13 protein-coding genes are annotated in these 20,901 nt (G+C 62.6%); 6 read left to right on the top strand and 7 right to left on the bottom strand.

Features of this window, described 5'->3' with window-relative positions; all coding sequences use genetic code 11:
- Nucleotides 1-227 precede the first annotated feature (227 nt).
- Nucleotides 228-893, top strand: coding sequence for an HAD family hydrolase (locus KSW38_RS13435; protein ID WP_216925419.1), 666 nt, complete (start codon nt 228-230; stop codon nt 891-893).
- Between the two features lie 225 nt (nt 894-1,118).
- Here the strand turns inward: KSW38_RS13435 and KSW38_RS13430 are convergent, their stop codons facing one another.
- The 7 genes from KSW38_RS13430 to KSW38_RS13400 form a co-directional block, all read right to left on the bottom strand.
- Nucleotides 1,119-3,644: an MMPL family transporter gene (locus tag KSW38_RS13430; protein WP_216925418.1), complete on the bottom strand. Its 2,526-nt coding sequence runs from the start codon at nt 3,642-3,644 to the stop codon at nt 1,119-1,121.
- Nucleotide 3,645: 1 nt separating this feature from the next.
- Nucleotides 3,646-4,353, bottom strand: a complete 708-nt coding sequence (locus KSW38_RS13425; protein ID WP_216925417.1) for a TetR/AcrR family transcriptional regulator — start codon at nt 4,351-4,353, stop codon at nt 3,646-3,648.
- Between the two features lie 211 nt (nt 4,354-4,564).
- Entirely contained in the window at nt 4,565-5,014 is a 450-nt protein-coding gene (locus KSW38_RS13420; protein ID WP_216925416.1) for a YbjQ family protein, read from the bottom strand.
- A gap of 92 nt (nt 5,015-5,106) precedes the next feature.
- Entirely contained in the window at nt 5,107-6,540 is a 1,434-nt protein-coding gene (locus KSW38_RS13415; protein ID WP_216925415.1) for a dicarboxylate/amino acid:cation symporter, read from the bottom strand.
- Nucleotides 6,541-6,735: 195 nt separating this feature from the next.
- Nucleotides 6,736-8,418, bottom strand: a complete 1,683-nt coding sequence (locus KSW38_RS13410; RefSeq protein WP_216925414.1) for a DUF885 domain-containing protein — start codon at nt 8,416-8,418, stop codon at nt 6,736-6,738.
- An 84-nt stretch (nt 8,419-8,502) separates the two neighbouring features.
- Nucleotides 8,503-8,772 (bottom strand): acyl-CoA carboxylase epsilon subunit, encoded by a 270-nt coding sequence (locus KSW38_RS13405; protein ID WP_416418763.1) that lies wholly within the window; start codon nt 8,770-8,772, stop codon nt 8,503-8,505.
- Nucleotides 8,769-10,352, bottom strand: a complete 1,584-nt coding sequence (locus KSW38_RS13400; protein WP_216925413.1) for an acyl-CoA carboxylase subunit beta — start codon at nt 10,350-10,352, stop codon at nt 8,769-8,771. The genes KSW38_RS13405 and KSW38_RS13400 overlap by 4 nt, the downstream gene beginning before the upstream one ends.
- 216 nt (nt 10,353-10,568) lie before the next feature.
- Between KSW38_RS13400 and KSW38_RS13395 the strand changes: the two genes are divergently transcribed.
- The 5 genes from KSW38_RS13395 (at nt 10,569) to KSW38_RS13375 (ending at nt 20,875) form a co-directional block, all read left to right on the top strand.
- Entirely contained in the window at nt 10,569-11,477 is a 909-nt protein-coding gene (locus KSW38_RS13395) for an SDR family oxidoreductase (RefSeq protein WP_216925412.1), read from the top strand.
- A gap of 56 nt (nt 11,478-11,533) precedes the next feature.
- Nucleotides 11,534-12,484, top strand: coding sequence for a biotin--[acetyl-CoA-carboxylase] ligase (locus KSW38_RS13390; RefSeq protein WP_216925411.1), 951 nt, complete (start codon nt 11,534-11,536; stop codon nt 12,482-12,484).
- Nucleotides 12,477-13,091 (top strand): PH domain-containing protein, encoded by a 615-nt coding sequence (locus KSW38_RS13385; RefSeq protein WP_216925410.1) that lies wholly within the window; start codon nt 12,477-12,479, stop codon nt 13,089-13,091. The genes KSW38_RS13390 and KSW38_RS13385 overlap by 8 nt, the downstream gene beginning before the upstream one ends.
- Nucleotides 13,081-14,259, top strand: a complete 1,179-nt coding sequence (locus KSW38_RS13380; protein WP_216925409.1) for an adenylate/guanylate cyclase domain-containing protein — start codon at nt 13,081-13,083, stop codon at nt 14,257-14,259. Before KSW38_RS13385 ends, KSW38_RS13380 begins: the two co-directional genes overlap by 11 nt.
- A gap of 457 nt (nt 14,260-14,716) precedes the next feature.
- Complete coding sequence (locus KSW38_RS13375) at nt 14,717-20,875, top strand: Ig-like domain-containing protein (RefSeq protein ID WP_216925408.1); 6,159 nt, start codon at nt 14,717-14,719, stop codon at nt 20,873-20,875.
- Nucleotides 20,876-20,901: the final 26 nt, after the last annotated feature.

Below are 20,901 nucleotides of genomic sequence, written 5' to 3'. Positions count from 1 at the left end.
CAATACCCACACCGATTCCGACAACGCCCCACAACACCAGCACCGCAAACCTACGTAGGAATCAACCTCCCCGAACCAAACAAACAACCAACCCACTGACTCCACACAGCTTGACAGCCTGCGGTTTCCTGTGGTTCCTCTATCAGTTCCTGCCGGTTTCCTGTGGTTCCTCTATCAGTTCCTGCCGGTTTCGGGGGATGTTCTCGCGCATCGCCTACGATGGTCGGATGCTGCTGCTTGTGGACTTGGACAACACCCTGGTCGACAGGACCTCTGCTTTTGCTTGCTGGGCTACGAATTTCGTCCGCTCGCTGGGCAGGCCGGATTCTGACGCAGCATGGCTCATTACTGCGGACCGGGATGGTTATGAGCCGAGGGCATCCTTGGCGCTTGCTCTCAAGGAGCGTTTTGGCATGGACCGTGGGGTCGAAGCCCTAGTGGACATCTTGCTCTACGAACATGTGGCACTGATGACGATGGATCCGCCTACACCCATCGCTCTTAGGGAGGCACGGGAGGCCGGCTGGAGGATCGGCATCGTCACGAATGGGGCCACGGCGCAGCAGACACTGAAGATCGAACACCTTGGACTTGACCCCTACGTCGATTGCGTCGTGATTTCCGAGGCCGTTGGCATGAAGAAGCCTGATGCTGAGATTTTTCGACTGGCGGCTCAGGAGTTGGGTGGCGATCTGACTGATGGCTGGATGGTGGGAGATCATCCGATCGCCGATATCTCCGGCGGCCGCGCGGCGCGGTTAAAGACCGGTTGGGTCTCCCGCGGGCAGGCCTGGCCCAACCATGTGCCGCCGCCGACCCTCACTCGCCACACGGCGGCCGAAGTTATAAACGCTCTGATTCAGCGCGACGCCGGGCACCACCTCATCCCGTGAGATGCGGACCTGCTCATCATGCACGCTGAAATGCCCGACGTCGGCACCCAAAGTTGAGCACCGACGTCGTCAGATCGGGGGTGGATGTGAGAGTGCGTTGCTCAGATCGGTGGTGGATGTGAGAGAGCGTCGGTCAGATCGGTGGTGGATGTGAGAGAGGATCGGTCAGATCGGTGGTGGATGTGAGAGAGGATCGGTCAGATCGGTGGTGGAGGTGAGAGAACGTTAGTGGACCAGTTCCTCGGAACCGGCCTTCGGGCGGTCGCTGCGGTTTAGTTTCGCGCCTTCGACGTCCACGTCGGGCAGGATGCGCTGCAACCACGTGGGCAACCACCACGCCTTCTCGCCAAGCAGGTACATGACGGCGGGAACGATGGTCATGCGGACGACGAACGCATCGATCAGCACACCAAACGCCATCGCGAAGCCCAACGGCCGGACCATGGTGAGGTGACTGAAAATGAAGCCTGAGAACACACTGACCATGATGATCGCAGCCGCCGTGACCACCGCTGCGGCGTGGCTGAAGCCGGTCCGAACAGCGTGTTTGGCGTTCTCACCATGCATAAAGGACTCCCGCATGCCCGATGTTATGAACACCTGATAGTCCATCGCGAGGCCAAACAGCACGCCGATCAGGATGATCGGCAGGAAGCTCAGCACGGCGCCCGGGTTGGCGACGTCGAAGATCGCTCCCAGCCAGCCCCACTGGTAGACGGCCACGACGGCGCCAAATGCGGCAGCCAGCGACAAAAGGAAACCACCGGTGGCGAGTAGCGGGACCACGATCGACCGGAAGACGAGCAGCAACAGGATCAGCGAAAGTCCGACGACGATCGCCAAGTACGGCGGCAGTGCAGCCCCGAGCTTTGCGGAGACGTCGATGTTGCCGGCAGTCTGACCGGTGAGGCCATTGGTCGCGCCGAGGTCCTCGCGGATTTGGTTGCCCTTGGCCCGGACATCCGAAACAACCTGGACGGTGCTGGCCCTGGCAGGGCCTTCCTTCGGAATGACTTGGAAGACGGCAGTCCGCCGGTCCTCACTCAAAGCCACGGGGACTGCAGCTGTGACGTTCTCCACGTCGCGTAGCTGGTCCGCGACGTCGAACTGCTTGTTCTTGGCATCGGTTTCACTGAGGCCTTCGGGGAATTCAGCGACCACGACGATCGGCCCCGTGACGCCCTCGCCGAAGCTGTTGCGTGTGAGGTCGTAGGCTTTGAAGGCTTGCGAATCGACGGGCTCGGATCCGCCGTCGGGAAGTGCCAGACGAAGCTGGGAAGCCGGCAGCGCCAGGGCGCCCAACAGCACGACGCTGGCCACGAGTGAAAGCCAGGGGTGCCGTGTAACCAAGCCGCCCCAGCCACTGCTGCTGCGCTTCTCTTCCAGGGCCCGGTCCGCGGCTTCGTGGCCCGGCTCGGCATTGTGCTTGGCGGCCTTGGCCCATGCGCGCTTGGAGATCAGCTTGCGGCCGATCAAAGCAAGAACGGCGGGCGTCAACGTCAAAGCCACGACGACGGCGACAGCAACTGTCGCTGCGGCGGCAACACCCATCACAGCCAGGAAGGGCAGCCCCGGAACCACAAGTGCCGCCAGGGCGATGATGACGGTGAGGCCCGCGAACAGCACGGCGTTGCCTGACGTACCGGTGGCGAGGGCCGCGGATTCCTCGCCGTCCATCCCGGCCAGAAGCTGGTTGCGGTGGCGGTTGACGATGAACAGGGAGTAGTCGATGCCGACTGCAAGCCCAAGCATCAGGGCAAGCATCGGGGAGATGGAGCTCATGTTGATCACGCCAGTTAGTGCGAACGTTCCGCCGACGCCGACAGCCACGCCAATCAGTGCCATGACGAGGGGCAGGCCGGCTGCGATGAGTGTGCCGAGCATGAGGATCAGAACGAGGGCTGCCACTGCGACACCGACGATCTCTGCGACTCCGAAGATCTGTGAGACGTCCTCGGTGATTTCCTTGCTGGCGTAAGCCGTGACACCGGCCGAGGAGACCCCCTGAACAATGTCCTGAACTTGTTTGCGGACGGTGGGATCGACGGCATTGATGGAGGTCTTGAATTGGACCTGGGCGATGGCGGCCTTGTTGTCAGTGGACACGAAGCGCATCCCCTGGGAGGACTCCAGCTGGCGCTTTCCCAAGGCCAATGCCGTGGCTCCGTCGGCTGCTTCCTTGGCACCGGCGTCGAGCTTTGCTTTGTTGGCGGCGAGTTCGGCACGCTGCGGCGCGAGTTGGGCCTCGATTTGTGCTGGTGTGAGGCCTGAGGCCGCCATCTGCTGTTCCGCTCCCGCAAGCTGGGCTTCGCCCGCCTCCAGCTGGGCGCGGGCTGTGTCCAGTTGGGTTTTGCCTTCGGCAGCCTTCGCTTCGCCAGCGGCAATCTCCCCGGCGGCCTTATCCAACTGGTCCTGCGTGGTGAACGGATTCACCGTTCCCTGCACGTCCGGCATGGCTTCAAGCTTGGTGAGCGCAGTGGCTACGGCGTCCTTCTTGGCTTGGTCAAAACCGGAGTCGCCGGAGTCGAAGGCCACGCTCGCCGAGCCGCCAGACGCGTTGGGCAGGGCTTCCTTGAGCTTGTCGGCCATCCTCTGCGTTTCCGTGCCAGGGATGCTGAAGTTGTTGGACATGGTGCCGTGGAAAGCGGCGGCCGAACCTCCCACGGCCACCAGGACTGCCAGCCACAGCGAGATGACCAGCCAGCGGCGGCGGTAAGAAAACTTGCCGAGACGGTAGAGGAACGAGGCCATGTCAGAACCGATCTGTGGAGGAGGGGGCGGCAGTTGCCGCTGAAAGAGTGATGTCCGACGACGGCGCGAAGCCGGCTCCCAGCAGGCCCATGGCGTCGATGAGGTGCTGGCGCAGAGCCGCCAGCGACTCGGACGATAGGTCGGGGCCGCGCTCGGCGAACCAGACCGTCATGGCCGCCTTGCCGCACGAGATGACGGATCCGGCAAGGGCATGCAGGTAAAGCTCGCTGGTGTCCGGTCCAAGTCTGCTGCGGGCCGCGTCGATAATCTGTCCCGTGCAGTGTTCCCAGGCTTCGAGTTCGGAACGGGCCAGAGAACGGTTCTCCTGGGTGAGGCTGAAAAGTTCGGCCATGGGTGCCACGGACATGGGGTCAGCGAGGGCCATCAGCGCGGCCTGTGCGGATTCGAGGATCGATTCGTCCGCTGGCCTCAGACGGAATTGCTCGAGGGCACGATCCATGAAGCCGTCGGCCACGGAGGCCAAGGCAGCCTCGAGGCTCGCGAAGTAGTTGAAGAAGGTCCGTCGGGAAACGCCTGCACTGGCGGTGATGTCTTCCACGGTGAAATTGCCGGGGCCGTTGCTGCGCAGAAGGTCAAGCGCTGCGGTGGCGATGGAGGCGCGGGTTGCTGCTTTGTTGAGCTCGCGCCGGGAGGGGCCGCTGGGTTCGGCGGATTCCGCGACGCTCGGCTCGCTGCTGGTTGAAGTCACATACTTACACTAAGTGCAACTTTGCACTCTGCGCAATATTTCCGCGGGGGGTGTGCCCCGCGGATCTTTGCAAAATCGTGGACCAAGGAGTCTGGCCACGGGGTTGGACTCTGCTTGGAACCAAGAATCCCGTCCTTGTTCGCGAGTCCCGACTTTCAAGGTCAGGTTCTGCGAACAAGGACGGGATGGGGGACTAAGTATTCCGGCTGACTCAGAACTGGTGCGGAGGTGTGGTTTGCTGCGGGGGAGCAGGAGGAGTGTTCTGCTGCGGCTGGGCGGCCTGTTGGCCCGCGTTCTTGGTCAAGTACACCGACTGTCCCGTGGCGCCGGGCTCTCCCTCTCCGAGAGGCAGGACGTACACAGCCGTGCCGTAGGCGCAGACTTCCGTCCAGTTGGTCCCCATTTCGGAGGTGTCGAAGCGCATGGCGACAATTGCGTTGGCGCCGCGCTGCTGTGCTTCGTTGACCATGCGGGCCATGACTTCCTGTCGGCTTTCGTAGAGTGCCCTGGTCATTTCGGGCAGCTCGCCGCCACCGAGGGAACGGAAACCTGCAAGCATCTGCGAGCCGATATCGCGGGAACGGACAGTGAGGCCCATGACTTCGCCGAAGACGGCGTCGATTCGGTGGCCGGGTATCTCATTGGAGGTGACGATCAACATGCTCCGAGCCTATCCAGCTTTCGCCGTTAAACCGCGCAATCCCCGGGGGAGAAGTCCCCAAGGGATTGCACGGCGCGAAAAGCCAGCAGGTGCTATGCCTTGGAAGCGGCCAGTTCGCGCGCCTCGGTCTCGGCAGCAGCCGTGTCGTTGGCAAACTCGTCAGCGAACGCGGCACCATTGCGGGGCGCGTTGTACAGCGACTCATCCAGGATGCCCTGGCGCTTGGCGACGATTGCAGGAATGAGCGCCTGCCCGGCAACATTGACGGCCGTGCGGCCCATGTCCAGGATGGGGTCGATGGCCAGCAGGAGTCCGACGCCGGCAAGCGGCAGTCCCAGCGTGGACAGGGTCAGTGTGAGCATGACGACGGCGCCGGTGGTTCCTGCTGTTGCCGCGGAACCCAGCACGGACACCAGCACAATGAGCAGGTACTGGCTGAAGTCCAGGTTGATACCGAAGAACTGGGCCACGAAGATGGCTGCGATGGCAGGGTAGATCGCCGCGCAACCGTCCATTTTGGTGGTGGCGCCCAGCGGCACGGCAAAGGAGGCGTAGCCCGAGGGGACGCCGAGGTTGCGCTCGGCGACGCGCTGCGTGAGCGGCAGCGTACCGATGGAGGAACGAGAAACGAACGCCAACTGCACGGCCGGCCACACACCCGAGAAGTACTGCTTGATGGAAAGGCCGTGGACCCGGACCAGAATGGGATAGAGGACGAAGAGCACCAGCGCCAGGCCAATGTAGATGGCGGCAGTGAACTTGCCAAGGGAACCGATGGTGTCCCAGCCGTAGATGGCAACGGCGTTACCGATCAGGCCGATAGTGCCCAGTGGAGCGATGCGGATGATCCACCACAGGACCTTCTGGATGACAGCCAATGCGGAGGCGTTGAAGGTCAGGAACGCTTCTGCCTGCTTGCCGACCTTGAGGGCAGCGATGCCGACGGCGATCGCGACCACGAGGATCTGGAGCACATTGAAGCTGACGGAGGTGCTGACCGTGGTGGCAGCGTTGGCGCTTTCCGTGACAGTGGAGCTTGCGCCGAGTCCGAGGAAGTTCTTCGGGAAGAGCCCGATCAGGAACGCCCACCAGTCACCGGTTTTGCCGGCGTACTCGGCCTTCTGCGTGATCCCGGTAGCTGCACCAGGCTGCAGGAGCACACCCAGGCCGATGCCGATGAGCACCGAAACCAGCGAGGTGATGGCGAACCAAAGCAGCGTGTTCCAAGCGAGGCGGGCCGCGTTGGAGACCTGGCGAAGGTTCGCGATGGAGCTCACCACCGCGGTGAAGATCAAAGGAACGACGGCGGTCTGCAGCAACGAGACGTAGCTGGAACCAATCGTTTGAAGGGTTGCACCGAGGCCATTGGGGGCGGTCTTGGTGCTGCCGGTGTACTTGGCGATGAGGCCAAGCACGAGGCCAATGAGGAGGGCTGCGATGATCTGGACGCCGAAGGATCCTGCCCACTTGGGGAGCTGGAAGCCGTTCTTTCCAGGCGCTGAAGTGATGTTGTTTGAGGTGCTCACAGGAACACGCTAGGTGCACCCCAAATAACATAGCGAACGGACGTTTAGAAATGTTACGGGACTCTCAACTTATTCCCAACGTGAGTGTGGTGATGCTCTCAGTAGGGAAGCCGGAGGACAGACATCCGGCAGCGTGCGTCAAGGCGACGAAGGAGCAGCACGCCGAGGATGTGTGTCCTCCGGACACACCAAAGATCAACCCAGCAACGCCCTTCTCAGCACGTCCAGGCCCACCGAACCGATGTTCAGCGCCTTGCTGTGGAAGGACTTCAGGTCGAAGCCTTCGCGGGTTTCCAGCTCGGCCCGGATCTGCTCCCAGAGCCGCTGGCCCACCTTGTAGGACGGTGCTTGTCCGGGCCAGCCGAGGTAGCGGGTGAATTCGAAATGGAGTTGGCCTTCGCTGATGTCGAGGTTGGATTTGAGGAAGTCAAAGCCCTTCTCAGGAGTCCAGGTTCCGGTGCCCCAGCGTTCGGGGACGGGTAGTTCCAGGTGGACGCCAATGTCGAAAACAACGCGGGCGGCACGCATGCGCTGGCCGTCCAGCATGCCCATGTGGTCACCAGGGTCCTTGAGGTAGCCAAGTTCGAGCATGAGCTGCTCAGCGTAGAGTGCCCAGCCCTCGCCGTGTCCGGAGACCCAGCAGACGTTGCGGCGCCAGTTGTTGAGGAGTTCGCGGCGGTACGTGGCGGTTGCGACCTGGAGGTGGTGGCCGGGCACGCCTTCGTGGTAGACCGTGGTGGTTTCGGACCAGGTGGTGAAGGTGTCTTCGCCGGCGGGAACGGACCACCACATGCGGCCGGGCCGGGAGAAGTCGTCGGACGGGCCGGTGTAGTAGATGCCGCCTTCGTCGGTGGGTGCGATCATGCATTCGAGGGTTTTCATGACGTCCGGGATATCGAAATGGACGTCGGCGAGCTCGGATACGGCGCGGTCCGAGAGCTCCTGCATCCACGCCTTCAGAGCGTCCGTTCCTTTGATCTGGCGGGCCGGATCGTTGTTGAGGATGCTTTTGGCTTCTTCAATGCTGGCGCCGGGCTTGATCTGCGCGGCTACCTTTTCCTGTTCGCTGATGAGCCGCTCCAGCTCCTGGACGCCCCAAGCGTAGGTCTCCTCGAGGTCAACGGCCGCGCCCAGGAACGACCGGGAGGCCAGGGCATACCGTTCCCGGCCCACCGCGTCCTTTTCCGGGGCAACGGGGAGTAGCTCGTCCTGGAGGAAAGTGCCCAACGATTCGTAGGCTGATCGCGCAGCTGAGGCTCCGGCGTCGAGCTTGGTCTGCAGGTCTGCCGGAAGCGGCGAACCAGCCAGCGTGGCTCCGGCCGCCATCTTGGCGAAGAAGCCATCCTCGGCGGCATAGCGGGCGGTCTGTTCGATGACGATCCGGACCTGACGGGCGGCGGCTACTTTGCCGGTGTCCTTTGCGGCACGAAGGGAGGAAATGTAGCCCTCGATAGCGCCGGGAACATTGGCGGCGCGGCCTGCGATGTGCTCCCACTGCTCCGCGGTGTCCGTTGGCATGAGGTCGAAAATGGCGCGGATATCCTGCGCGGGCGAGGCGATGTTGTTGAGGTCGGCAGCATCCCAGCCGGTTTCATGGATCTCCAGTTCCAGGCCGAGCCGCTCGCGCATTGCGTCCAGGGTGACGACGTCGGATTCGTCGGTCGGCTCCAACGCCGCCAACGATTCCAACGCCTGCCGGGCGGCCTGCGCATGGGCCTCGGCACCCGCAGGCGAATAGTCCTGATATTCGGTTTCGTGCCCCGGCAACCCCAACGTGGTGGCGAAGCTGGGATTGAGTTCGATCAGCTTTTCCGTGTACGCGTCAGCAACGGAATCGATGGCGGTCTTGGGTCGTGCAGGCGTGTTTGCAGTAGTCACCCACAGAGCCTAACCGTGAGTCGGCTCACGTGAAAGGGTTGTTGCACTTTCTTCCCGCCACCGGGAGAAGCGGGAGAAGCGAAGCTATCCCCGGCTGCGCTTCCACGCGCCCGGACCCGGTGTGGGGTCCAGGCGCAGTTGCTGGCGGCGCACCCAATGACGAACGTTCGGCTTTGCAGGTGCCGGCGTCTGGGGTACTCCCACGGAGGCGACGACGGCGGCAAGCGCAGCCAGCTCTTCAGCGGTGGGATCTCCCTTGACCACCGAGAACATCGGCACCGAGAACATCGGCGCAGCAGGCTCGGGCGTTGCCGCTGTGGAGGTTTCATCTGCCCGATGCTTTGCCGGGGTCACAGCGGGATGTTCCCGTGCTTCTTGGTGGGCAGGCTAGCCCGCTTGTCGCGGAGGGCTCGCAGGCCGCGGATTATTTGGAGGCGGGTGTCGGAGGGCGCGATGACGGCGTCCACGTAGCCCAGCTGAGCTGCCTGGTAAGGGTTGAGGAGTTCTTCCTCATAGCCTTGGATGATCTCGGCGCGCTTCGCTTCGACGTCGCCGCCGGCCTCGGCAACCGCTGCGAGATCGCGACGGTAAAGGATGTTCACTGCGCCCTGGGCGCCCATGACACCGATCTGGGCCGTGGGCCACGCGAGGTTCAGGTCCGCGCCCAGCTTCTTGGAGCCCATCACGATGTAAGCCCCGCCGTAGGCCTTGCGGGTGATGACGGTGAGCTTCGGCACAGTGGCCTCAGCGTAGGCATACAGGAGTTTGGCGCCTCGACGGATGATTCCCTGGAATTCCTGGTCCTTGCCGGGGAGGAAACCGGGCACATCCACCAACGTGATGATAGGGATGTTGAAAGCGTCGCAGTGCCGGACGAACCGGGCGGCCTTCTCGGAGGCGGAGATGTCCAGGGTGCCTGCGAACTGCATGGGCTGGTTGGCGACGATGCCCACTGTGTGGCCTTCGACCCGCCCGTAGCCAATGATCACGTTGGGGGCGTAAAGCGACTGCATTTCAAGGAAGTGGGCGTCGTCCACGATCTGCTCAATAACCTTGCGCATGTCGTACGGCTGATTGGCCGAATCCGGGATCAGTCCATCCAAGGCGAGGTCGTCGTCGTCGAGTTCCAATTCCTGGTCGTGTTCTACAACCGGGGCCTCTGAGAGGTTGTTGGAAGGCAGGAAATCCAGGAGTTCGCGGACGAATTCGATGGCGTCGGCTTCGTCGGAGGCAAGGTACGTGGACGTTCCAGTGGTGGCGTTGTGCTGGCGGGCACCACCCAACGTTTCCATATCAACGTCCTCGCCCGTGACGGTCTTGATGACATCAGGGCCGGTGATGAACATGTGCGAAGTCTTGTCCACCATGACCACGTAGTCGGTCAGGGCGGGGGAGTAGGCAGCGCCGCCGGCGCATGGGCCCATGATGAGCGAGATCTGGGGGACTACGCCTGATGCGTGGACGTTGTTGCGGAAGATATCCGCGAACATGGCAAGGGAAGCCACGCCTTCCTGGATGCGCGCACCACCGCCGTCGTTGATGCCCACTACAGGGCAGCCATTGCGGAGGGCGAATTCCTGGACCTTGACGATCTTCTCGCCGTTGACCTGGCTCAAGGAGCCGCCATAGACGCTGAAGTCCTGGCTGTAGATGGCCACGAGGCGCCCGTCTACCGTGCCGTAACCGGAGACGACGCCGTCGCCCAGGGGCTTCTTTTTCTCCATGCCGAAGGCTGTGGAGCGGTGGACGGCGAGGGCGTCGAACTCAACGAATGATTCGGGATCGACCAGGAGGTCAATGCGTTCGCGGGCAGTGTTCTTACCGCGTGCGTGTTGCTTTTCGATCGCTTCCGGGCCGGAAGGCTGCTCTGCACGGGCCTGGCGGTCGCGGAAGTCTGCAATCTTTCCCGCTGTCGTTGTCAGATCGTGGCTCATCAAGTGTCTCCGGCTCTGTAGCTGATTTTCGCTGGCGCAGTTCTGGTGCAAACAAGTAGCTGACTTAAGTAGCTTCCGTACAAAGAAAAGGCCCCGCTGGCCAGTCTAGTGACGCCATTGCCGCGAACCGCTGTAGAAACCCTACAATTTTCAGCGCCCAAGCCAAAGCTACAAGTATGTTACCCGTGAGTAACATACTTGGGTTAGAGTGTCTCCATGACTCCAAGCAACGATGCTTCCCCGGCTTCCGAACAGAGTATGCCGAAGGGCAGCACCCCTTATGCAGCCAGCGGTTCGCTCAAGGGCCGCACCATCATCATGTCCGGTGGCAGCCGTGGCATCGGATTGGCCATCGCCACGCGTGCGGCCCGCGACGGCGCCAATATCGTACTGATGGCCAAGACGGGCGAACCCCATCCGAAACTTGAGGGGACTGTCTACACCGCTGCCGACCAACTCGTCGCCGCAGGTGGCCAGGCGCTTCCCCTCGTGGGCGATGTCCGCAATGACGACGACGTCGCCGCAGCCGTGAGTGCCGCCGTCGAGCGCTTTGGGGGAATCGACGTCGTCATCAACAACGCGTCAGCCATCGACCTCTCGCGCACGGACGCGATTGACATGAAGCGCTACGACCTCATGCAGGACATCAACGTCCGTGGAACCTTCCTGCTCTCCAAGTTGGCGCTTCCGGCACTGCGGGAATCCGGGAACGGGCACATTCTCACGCTGTCTCCACCGCTGAACCTCGATCCAAAATGGGCCGGGATGCATCTGGCCTACACCATGGCCAAGTACGGAATGAGCCTCACCACCCTGGGACTCGCCGAAGAGCTTAAGGACGACGCCGTGTCGGTCAACTCGCTCTGGCCTTGCACACTGATCGATACCGCGGCGATCCGGAACATGCCTGGTGGGCAGCAGATGGTGAAGGCCGCCCGCGGACCGGAGATCATGGCCGACGCTGCGCACGCAGTGCTGACTGGCGCCAACCTTGCCGACGGCGTCTCGGGTTCGGGGAACTTCTACACTGACGAAGAAGTCCTCAGCGCTGCTGGCGTGAAGGACTTTGCGCCATACAGCCTTGGCGCACCCGAGGACCGTCTGGTGCCAGACATCTTCCTCTAAGCGGATTCCCATGTTTCGGGCAAGTTCTGCGGGCCGCAACTGGATAGGATTCAGCTATGGATGCCGAACAGCCTGCCAGCAGCGAACCCCGCCCCACGCCCGGGGAAGACCGGCCCCCACGGGACCGTGAGGCATTGAACCGTGAGGCATTGAACCGTGAGGCGCTGCTCGAGCCTGATTTCCTGTCGGCAACCGGTATTTCCCAAATGAATATTGTCGAGTCCACGGGGTCCACCAACCAGGACCTCGTGAGGGCCGTAACCGTGGAGCCTAAAAAATGGGCTGATCTTGCCGTGTTGACCGCCGAACACCAGACGGCGGCACGCGGACGGCTGGACCGGCACTGGGAATCGCCGGAGCGCTCTGCCGTTTCAGTGTCAATGGTGCTGCGTCCCGTCACAGCCGAAGGCATGCCCGTGCCGACCCAGACCTACTCGTGGCTCTCACTGCTTGCCGCCGTTGCCCTGCGCGAAGCTTTGCAGGAAACAGCTGGTGTTACGGCAGAAATCAAGTGGCCCAACGACGTCCTGGTTAACGGACGCAAGGTCGCCGGAATCCTGGCCCAGATGACGCCACTGGGTGACGGATCGGTCCCCGCGGTGATCCTCGGCGTCGGCCTCAATGTGTCGCTGAAGCAGGATGAATTGCCGGTACCAACCGCAACGTCCCTGGCCTTGGAAGGGGCCACGACGACGGACCGCACCGCGCTGCTGAAGAGCTATCTTTCACGCTTCACCCGGCTTTACCGCAGCTTTTGCAACTCAGAAGGCGATCCCGCGGCAGGGTTGGCAGGCGGGCCCTCACTGCATAAGCGCGTTGAGTCGGCAATGGTCACCTTGGGACGCGAGGTGCGCGCGCACCTGCCCGGTGATCACGAACTGGTGGGCCACGCCTCACGCTTGGACGAGCACGGCTCGCTCCTGGTGGTGGACCACGGCGGCCGGGAACATGTTGTGACAGCTGGTGATGTGGTCCATTTGCGCGCCACGGAAAGCGGTTATGCGTAAAGAGTTGCTTCCGGGGGAGCAGGTCATCACCATCACGCGGCAGCAGCCCCGCTCGCTGTTCTTGCCAACGCTGGCCTTCATCGTGGTTCCGGCCCTGGCAGCCTACGCGTGTGCGTGGATCATCAAAGGAAATCCGCAGCGCCTCGCCCCATTCATTACAGTGGAATGGACGCCTTGGCTAGTCGGTGCCTGTGTGGCCGTTGCAGGGCTCGTGTTGGTGGCTTACAGCCTCAAGAGGCTGTTGAAATGGCGTTCAGTCAGGTTCATCCTGACAAGCCGCCGGATAATTGCCAAGTATGGAATGTTTCGCCGCAGCGACTGGCAAGTGTCATTGATGGCCGTCCGCAGCGTGGGGGTCCATCAGAACCTGCTGCAGCGGACATTGCACTCCGGGAATATATCCTTGGATACCGGGCCCTCTGGCGAAGTTGTCTTGACGGACGTGCCGGAGGTCGGAAAATTCAGGGGCTACATTCTTGACGCCATGGATGAACTGCCCAGTGGTGGAACTTTAGAGGCCAACGGTGGGATTTTTGAGGGTGAAGTCCTGTCGGACTCTGATGGGTTGCCGTGGGAACTGAGAGAAGGTGGAAGAGATGAGCGTTGAGGATCAGCAGTCCGGCGAGGACCTGGACGAGGAATTCGACGCCGTACCCGAACCTTCAGTGGATGAGGACACGGAACCAGCGCCCGTGCAGGCGCCTGTGACCATTGGCCCGCCGACCGGCGTGATGTCCGCAGAACGCCTGGCCATCAAAGCGCTTGAGGCGAGGTTGCTTGGCGGCGAACGCAAGCTCCGCCGTCGTGAAGTTGCTGCAGGTGCCGGTGTCTCCATTCTTTCCGCGCGGAAGTTGTGGAGGGCTTTGGGCTTCCCCAATTTCGGCGACGACGACGTCGCTTTCACCGAACGTGACCAAGCAGCATTGTCCACAATTCTTGACCTCGTCCGTGCCGGGATCCTCACCGAGGAAGCCGCGATATCCGTTACCCGATCGATCGGCCAGATGACGGACCGCATGGTGGTTTGGCAGATCGAAGCACTCGTTGAAGACATGGTCCAGGAGCAGGGAATTCCCGATGCCGTGGCCCGCAAACAGCTGGTGGGTCAGCTGCCGGCGCTGGTGGATTCCCTGGAAGAGATCCTGGTCTACTCGTATCGTCGCCAACTAAACGCCGGTGTTCAGCGGCTTGCCGTGCGTGCCGAGGCGGGCTTGCAAGCCAGCGAAGAAGGGCGCGAAGGGGACGAAGACGATTCCCCCTTGCCTTTGGCCCGTGCCGTAGGGTTCGCCGATCTCGTCTCCTACACAAGCCTCTCCCGGCGCATGAACGAGAAAACGCTGGCCCAAATGGTCCAGCGCTTCGAGAACAAATGCGCCGAGATTATCTCCGTGGGCGGCGGCCGCCTAGTGAAGACCGTGGGCGACGAAGTTCTCTATATTGCCGAGACCCCGGCGGCGGGCGCTGAGATTTCCCTCGCACTGGCACAAGCCTTCACGGAAGACGAAATCCTGCCCCAGGCACGCGTGTCCATGGTGTGGGGCCGCATCCTGTCCCGGCTTGGCGACATCTATGGCCCCACCGTGAACCTTGCTGCGCGGCTGACCACCCTGGCCCAGCCCGGGACGGTGCTGGTTGACGCGATGACCGCCGCCGCACTCGGACAGGACGAACGCTTCGTGCTGGTCCCTCAAAAGTCCGAAAATGTCCGTGGTTTCGGCGAGATCCACCCCGTGATGCTGGCCCGCGGCCGCGGCAAGGGCTTGGTGCTGGACTAAACGCTCTCTCACATCCTGCGGGTTTTTGAGTGTTTTTCTCTCACATCCTGAGGGTTTTTGGGGATCGTTCTCTCACATCGCCATGGGTCCTGTTTGGGCGGCCAAGCAATTTTTGAGCGCGGGAGCCAATTAGACGACTCGTAGCGGCTCATTGCACCGGGGGCGGCCAGGCGTTCCACAGCGCGGCTAAGCCGGAAAATGAACCCCTCGTTGGCGTGATCCCACGGTGCCGGGCCGTTGACGTTACCGATGCTTGCGAAGTCAGATTTCAGCCTGCCTTCCTTCACCTCGATCTGAGAGAGGGATGGGGGAAAGCGGTGGGGATGTGAGAGAGGGATGGGGCTGAGGCCACCCGTCACATCTGCGCAAATCGATGGACAAAACGGGTAGTCTTGGGGTTGGTTCGTGCTCGTATGGCGACAGGGTCTGCCCGTCGCCGCATAGTGGGGGAATGTGAATGGCTCTGCCTGATGTGTCCGGCAAGGGCCGTTCCAAAACGCGTTCCAAAAAACCGGGCAGTTCCAACAGGCGCCCATTCAGCCGGCCAAAGGGTCTGAGCACGGCAGCGTTCCTCGCCGCCGCAGCTGTGGTTGTCACCAGCGCCATCCTTTATCCAGGCTTCAAAACCACTGACGTAGACCTCAACGACGGCGGCGTTTGGGTGGTCAGTAAATCCAAGAACGCGGCAGGCCGGCTCAACTACCCTTCGAAGTCGTTGGACGGTGCGGTCACCCCGGCCAGCACTGATTTCGAGATTCTCCAGCAGGCCAGCGACATTTTCATCGACGACGCCAGCGGAGCCAGCATTAACCTGGTCAGTGCGGCGAACATGCGCCTCGGGGGAGACCAGAAGCTGCCTGGCGCGGCGGAAGTCAGCTTCGGCACCAAGGTATTGGCGGTCACAGATCCCTCCAAGGGCAAAGTCTGGGCTGTCTCGCCAACGTCCATCGGGGGCTTCAGCGATGAATCCCAGCCCCTGCTTGAGCAGTCCGCGGGTATCGCCTCGGTGGTGGGTGTGGACGACACCATCCACACTTTGGATCCGAAAGCAGGGAAGCTTACTGCCACGAAGGTAGACGCCGATGGCAACGCAACCGAATCGCAGGTGCGGACCGATGACACCCTGAAGGCCGACGGCGAAATCCAGCTTGCCGCGGTGGGCGACCAGGCGATCGTCCTCAACCAGGCCACGGGCGACATTGTCTTGCCCGGCGGAAACAAGGTGCACTTGGACGACGCCAGGGACGCCAGGCTGCAGCAGAGCGGTCCAGCAGCTGACTTCGTAGCCATTGCTACGCCCAAGGCCCTTCTTCTGCAGCCCTTGGATGGCGGAACGGCCAAAACGATCGGGGCCGACGGCCAGGGAACTCCCGCAGCACCCGTGCACTTGGGCTCCTGCACTTACGCTGCCTGGTCCGGGGCCAACAAATACGTCCGGGAATGCAGCAATGAAGCGGACAACCGTCGCGCCGACGTCCCCAAGGCGAGTGCATCGCCGTCGTACGTTTTCCGGGTCAACCGTGATCTTGTGGTGCTGAACGACGTAAACTTCGGAAACGTCTGGATGGTCAACCAGAACATGCAGCTGGTGAATAACTGGGATGACGTCATTCCGCCGCAGCAGACCTCGGACGACGCCGACAAGGACTCTGCGGACGAAGTCCAGCAGACGGTTCTCCCGGACCGCAGCAAACCCAACACGCCACCTATCGCCAAGCCGGACTCGTACGGTGTCCGGGCAGGAAAGACCACCATCCTTCCGGTCCTGGACAACGATGCCGATGCGGACGGCGACGTCCTGACGGTCGGAGTGGGGGAGCCGCTGAAGTCAGGAGCGTTGTCAGCCGTCTACGGTGGCACCGGCTTCCAGATTGCCGTGCCGGCCGGCGCTTCCGGTTCGGAAACATTCAAGTATTCGGTGGACGATGGCCGCGGAGGATCGGGCGCTGCTGATGTAGACCTCCGAATCGTCCCTCCTGAGGAAAACAGGGCGCCCCAGCCCAAGCCGAACCGCAACAACGCGCTGGTGGTTCAGTCGGGCAAGATCGCCAGCCAGTTTGTCCTCACTGATTGGACGGACCCCGACGGCGACGACATCTTCGCCGTTGCTGCCTCCAGCAGCGACCCCGCTGACCAGGTCCGGGTCAGGCCGGACGGCCTGCTCACCTTCCAGGACTCAGGTGCGGGGCCCGGCCGAAAGACCCTCAACGTCAAAGTCTCGGATGGCACTCTCACCACGGAGGGCCAGATCAGCGTGGATGTGCGCGCTCCGGGAGCCTTGCCACCCATCGCGAATGCGGACCACGTGGTCGCTGTGGCGGGCCAGGACACGGTGATCGCCCCATTGAAGAACGACACGGACCCCCAAGGCGGCGCGCTTCGGCTTGCCCAGACGCAGCCCGACGGCCAATCGACGGCGTTGGTCGGGCCGGACCAGCAAACGTTCACCTTCAACTCCGGCGCGGTCGGACCCCATTACGTCACGTATATGGTGACCAACGGACCGGCGAGTGCCCAGCAATTGGTGCGCATCGACGTCGTGTCCGGAAACAGCGACGGTGCGCCGGTAGCCGTGCGCGATATCGCCCTCCTGCCCAGCGGCGGGAGCACAGTGGTTGACGTCCTCGGCAACGACTCGGATCCCGCAGGCGGCGTCCTGGTAGTGCAGTCGGTAACGGCGGCTGATGGGTTGCCGGTGAGTGTGGCCGTCCTTGACCACTCGGTGGTCAAGATCAGCGACATCCGGGCGGAAGGGCAACTGTCCGTGAAATACACGATTTCCAATGGCAAAGCTTTGGCGACGGGTGACATCTCGGTCCAGGTGGTTCCGGCGCCCACTAAGCTGCAGGCTCCGCAGGCGAAGCCCGACGAAGTGACGGTCCGGGCGGGTGACATCGTAACGATCCCCGTCCTGGAGAACGACACGGATCCCAACGGTGGCGAACTCGACCTGGACCCTGCCCTGGCCCAGCGGCCGGACGAAGCAGACGGCCGCATGTTCGTGGCCGGAAACACGCTCCGCTTTATCGCGGGGGACGAGCCCAAGACGGTCTATGCGATTTACAAGGTCAGCAACGCCTCCGGCCAAACGGACTCCCAGCAGGTCACCATCCGAATTCGTGCCCGGGACGATGCCACGAATAGCCGACCGGAGCCGCGGAACCTCACGGCCCGCGTTGTGGCGGGCATGACCGTGAAGATCCCTGTTGCGCTGGACGGCATCGACTCCGACGGCGACTCTGTCCAGCTCATCGGGATCGACAAAGCCCCGACGATGGGGACAGCTATCCTGCGGGACGGATACCTTGAGTTCACGGCCGGCGGCAAGTCTTCCGGAACGGACACTTTCAGCTACCGCGTGAAGGACCGAATCGGGGCAGAAAACACTGGCACGGTGATCGTGGGCATTGCCCCGGCTGACGTGGATAACCAGAAGCCGATCGCCGTTGACGACGCCATTGACGTCCGCCCCGGACGCCGGGTTGCAGTGAATGCGCTCAAGAACGATTCAGATCCCGACGGCGATCCCATCGGCTTGGCGTCCGCGTTCGAAGCGAATCCTGGGCTGCAGGTAGAAGCAGCTGCGGGGAAGGTAGTTCTCACGGCGCCCGGTGTGGCCGGAAACGAAAGCATCAGTTACCAGATCCAGGATGACAAGAAGGCAGAAGCCAGCGCTGTTATCCGGGTTCAAACAAGCCCGACGGCGGACCTGCACCTGCCGCTGGCACAGGACGATCACGTCACCCTGGCCGAGACACTTGGGAAGACCGCTGTAGACGTACCCGTCCTGAAGAACGATTCCGATCCCGATGGCATAGCCGAAGACCTGAAGATCTCCCTTCCTGACGGAAACCCGAACGCCCGCGTGGGTACCGCTGGACATGTGGTGGTGACGTTGGCCCCGCAGGATCAGCTGATTCCCTATACCGTCACCGATATCGACGGCCAGACGGCAACCGCGGTGATGTGGGTTCCCGGCCAAGGCCTTCAGTACCCGACCCTCGCCAAGACCGACGTCGTGGAAGTCACCGCCGGGGATGAGCTCACGTTGGCCCTCCAGGAATACGTCAAGGTAAGGGAGGGTCGGACGCCACGCATCACCGTGGCGGACAAGATCCAGGTCCTGGGCGGAGATCCCTTGAACGTGATCGCGGGCGACGGGACGGCGCTGCGGTATGCCGCCGGATCAGATTATGTGGGTCCAGGTTCCGTGACCTTCGAAGTGACGGACGGCAATGGACCGGACGACGCCGAGGGGCTTAAGTCCACCCTCACCATCATGACGCGGGTACTCCCGGATCCGAATGCCAACCACGCCCCTACCTTCAGCGGCGCTGCGATCGATGCTCCCAAGGGCGACGCCACAGAGCTTGACCTCGCCAATCTCGCCAAGGATGTGGACGCACGGGACCAAGGCAAATTGAAGTTCGAACTCGACGGCCAACAGCCGGGCGGATTCGACGCCCGGATTGACGGTACCGTCCTCAAAGTCACCCCGGGCCCGTCCAGCAACCCCGGGGCCCGTGGTACCTTCCCGCTCAAGGTCACCGACGGCCGGTCCGAGCCCGTCAGGGCTGCTGTGACAGTGACGGTGGTTTCCTCAAACCGTCCACTCCCGGCAGCCAATGATGATGTGGTGGATAAGGCCGACGCCGGGCGGTCGGAGACCATCAACGTGCTGGGGAACGATTTCAACCCCTTCAATGAATCACCACTGACCATCGTGGGAGCGGTGGTGGAAACAGGTTCCAGCTCCGGTCAGCCCGCCATCTCCGGCGACTCGATCACGGTAACGCCCGCGGACGGGTTCAAGGGCGTGTTGGTGGTCCGCTACACGGTGAAGGATAAGACCGGGGACCCCAGCCGGCAGGCCATTGGACGCGTACGAATCACGGTCCGCGACAAGCCAGACGCCCCATCTGCCCCGGTGGCGACCGACGTCCGGAGCCGCACGGCCGTGCTCAAGTGGGCGCCGCCGTCGGACAATGGCGCAGCCATCACCAAATACACGGTCAAGGCAGCCGGGTTCCAGCAGGAGTGCCCCACCACCACATGCACGCTCTCCGGCCTGACCAACAACGTCAAGTACGTCTTCACGGTCTTTGCTACCAACGAGGTGGGCGATTCTGCCGCCTCCGTCCCATCCAACGAGATCCGCCCGGACGAGAAGCCCTCGCCACCGGATGCGCCGTCGGTCAAGGCTGGGGACAAGAACCTGGCCATCACCTGGACCCCAGCGAAGACCGAGGGGTCACCGGTGAAGCATTACAACCTGGAGATCTCACCGCCACCAGCCAGCGGCATTGCGGTCAAGAACGAGGTCACCGGGCTGAGCTACACGTGGCCGGGCCTGACCAACGGCGTGAAGTACAAAGTCCGCGCGCAGGCTGTCAACGAACTCGGCCCTTCCGACTGGAGCCTGTACTCCGTGGAAGACCACCCAGCCGGGCTGCCCGGCGCCCCGGCGGCGCCCAGCACCGCCGTCGTATCTTCTGTTGGCACGCAGAACCAGCTCCGCGCCGATTGGTCTGAACCGGACATCAACGGCGATCCCATCAAGAACTACTACGTCACGATGAGTGGTGGTGGCGGAGCAGCGCAGTCACAAACCGTACCCGGCAACGTGCGCAGTGCCACCTTCACCGCCAGCAACTCCGAGGCCGGTTACACGTTCACCGTGCAGGCCGAGAATAAAGCGGGCAAGGGCGGAGTCAGTGCCGCGTCAGCACCGCGCCGCGCCACGGGCAAGCTCGGAACCGTAGGAAATGTCAGCGCCACACCCGCCAACGCAGGGGGAGCAGGCACCCAGCTCACCATCAACTTCAACCCGTTGACTGCTGCGCAACGCAACGGCTCAAGCGCGAATGAAGTCAGCTATACCTATACGGCGAGTACCGGCCAGTCAGGGGCTATCCAGCCGGGCCAGACCGTGGGCGGCTTCGCCAACGGCCAGGCAAGCAGCGTCACCATCACCGCACATTCCTCGGTGGCGCCCAGCTCGGATGCGAGTGCCCCTGCAACGGCCACGCCTTATGGATCGCCGGGCACGCCTTCTGCATCCGGAACGAACGGTGCTCTGAACAACCAGTCCGTAACGCTTAACTGGGCCTCGCCCCCGCCGTCCAGCAACGACGTCAAGACCACAAAGATCAGGATCGACAACGGTGCCTGGGAAACGGTTGCGGCTTCCGGAAGCAGGACGATCAATACCGGCGGCTGGGAGCAAACCCGCACCATTTATGTCCAGACGTTCAATTCACTGGGGACGCCAGGGCCGGAAGTCAGCGCAAGTGCCACATCGGGCCGGCAGGGAGTCTGGGAGGGCGTTCTGAACACCTCGGTGGTTCAGCGTTCCTGCACCTACACGTTGGGCGGAGACAACTACCGGCCAACGCCCTACTTTGACTGCGATGGCGTGAATGCCAACCTGCCGCCGTGGGAATACCCCGGGCAGAAGATGGTGGTGAAGTGCTACATCGTCCAAGGCGACCAGTCCGACCAAATGTTCACCTGGTGGAGGATCGAAGACGGTTCGGACAGGAACGTGGGCCGCTACATCATCTCCTTCCACACCACGGTGGGTGAGCCTGGCCGGGTAGGCGCGCCGCAATGTTAGCCGCCGTCCACGCGAGGGGAGTTCTC

It is taken from the genome of Paenarthrobacter aromaticivorans, from assembly GCF_019038615.1.
Classification (GTDB): Bacteria; Actinomycetota; Actinomycetes; order Actinomycetales; family Micrococcaceae; genus Arthrobacter; species Arthrobacter aromaticivorans.
This window is presented reverse-complemented; position numbering and strand designations above follow the sequence as displayed.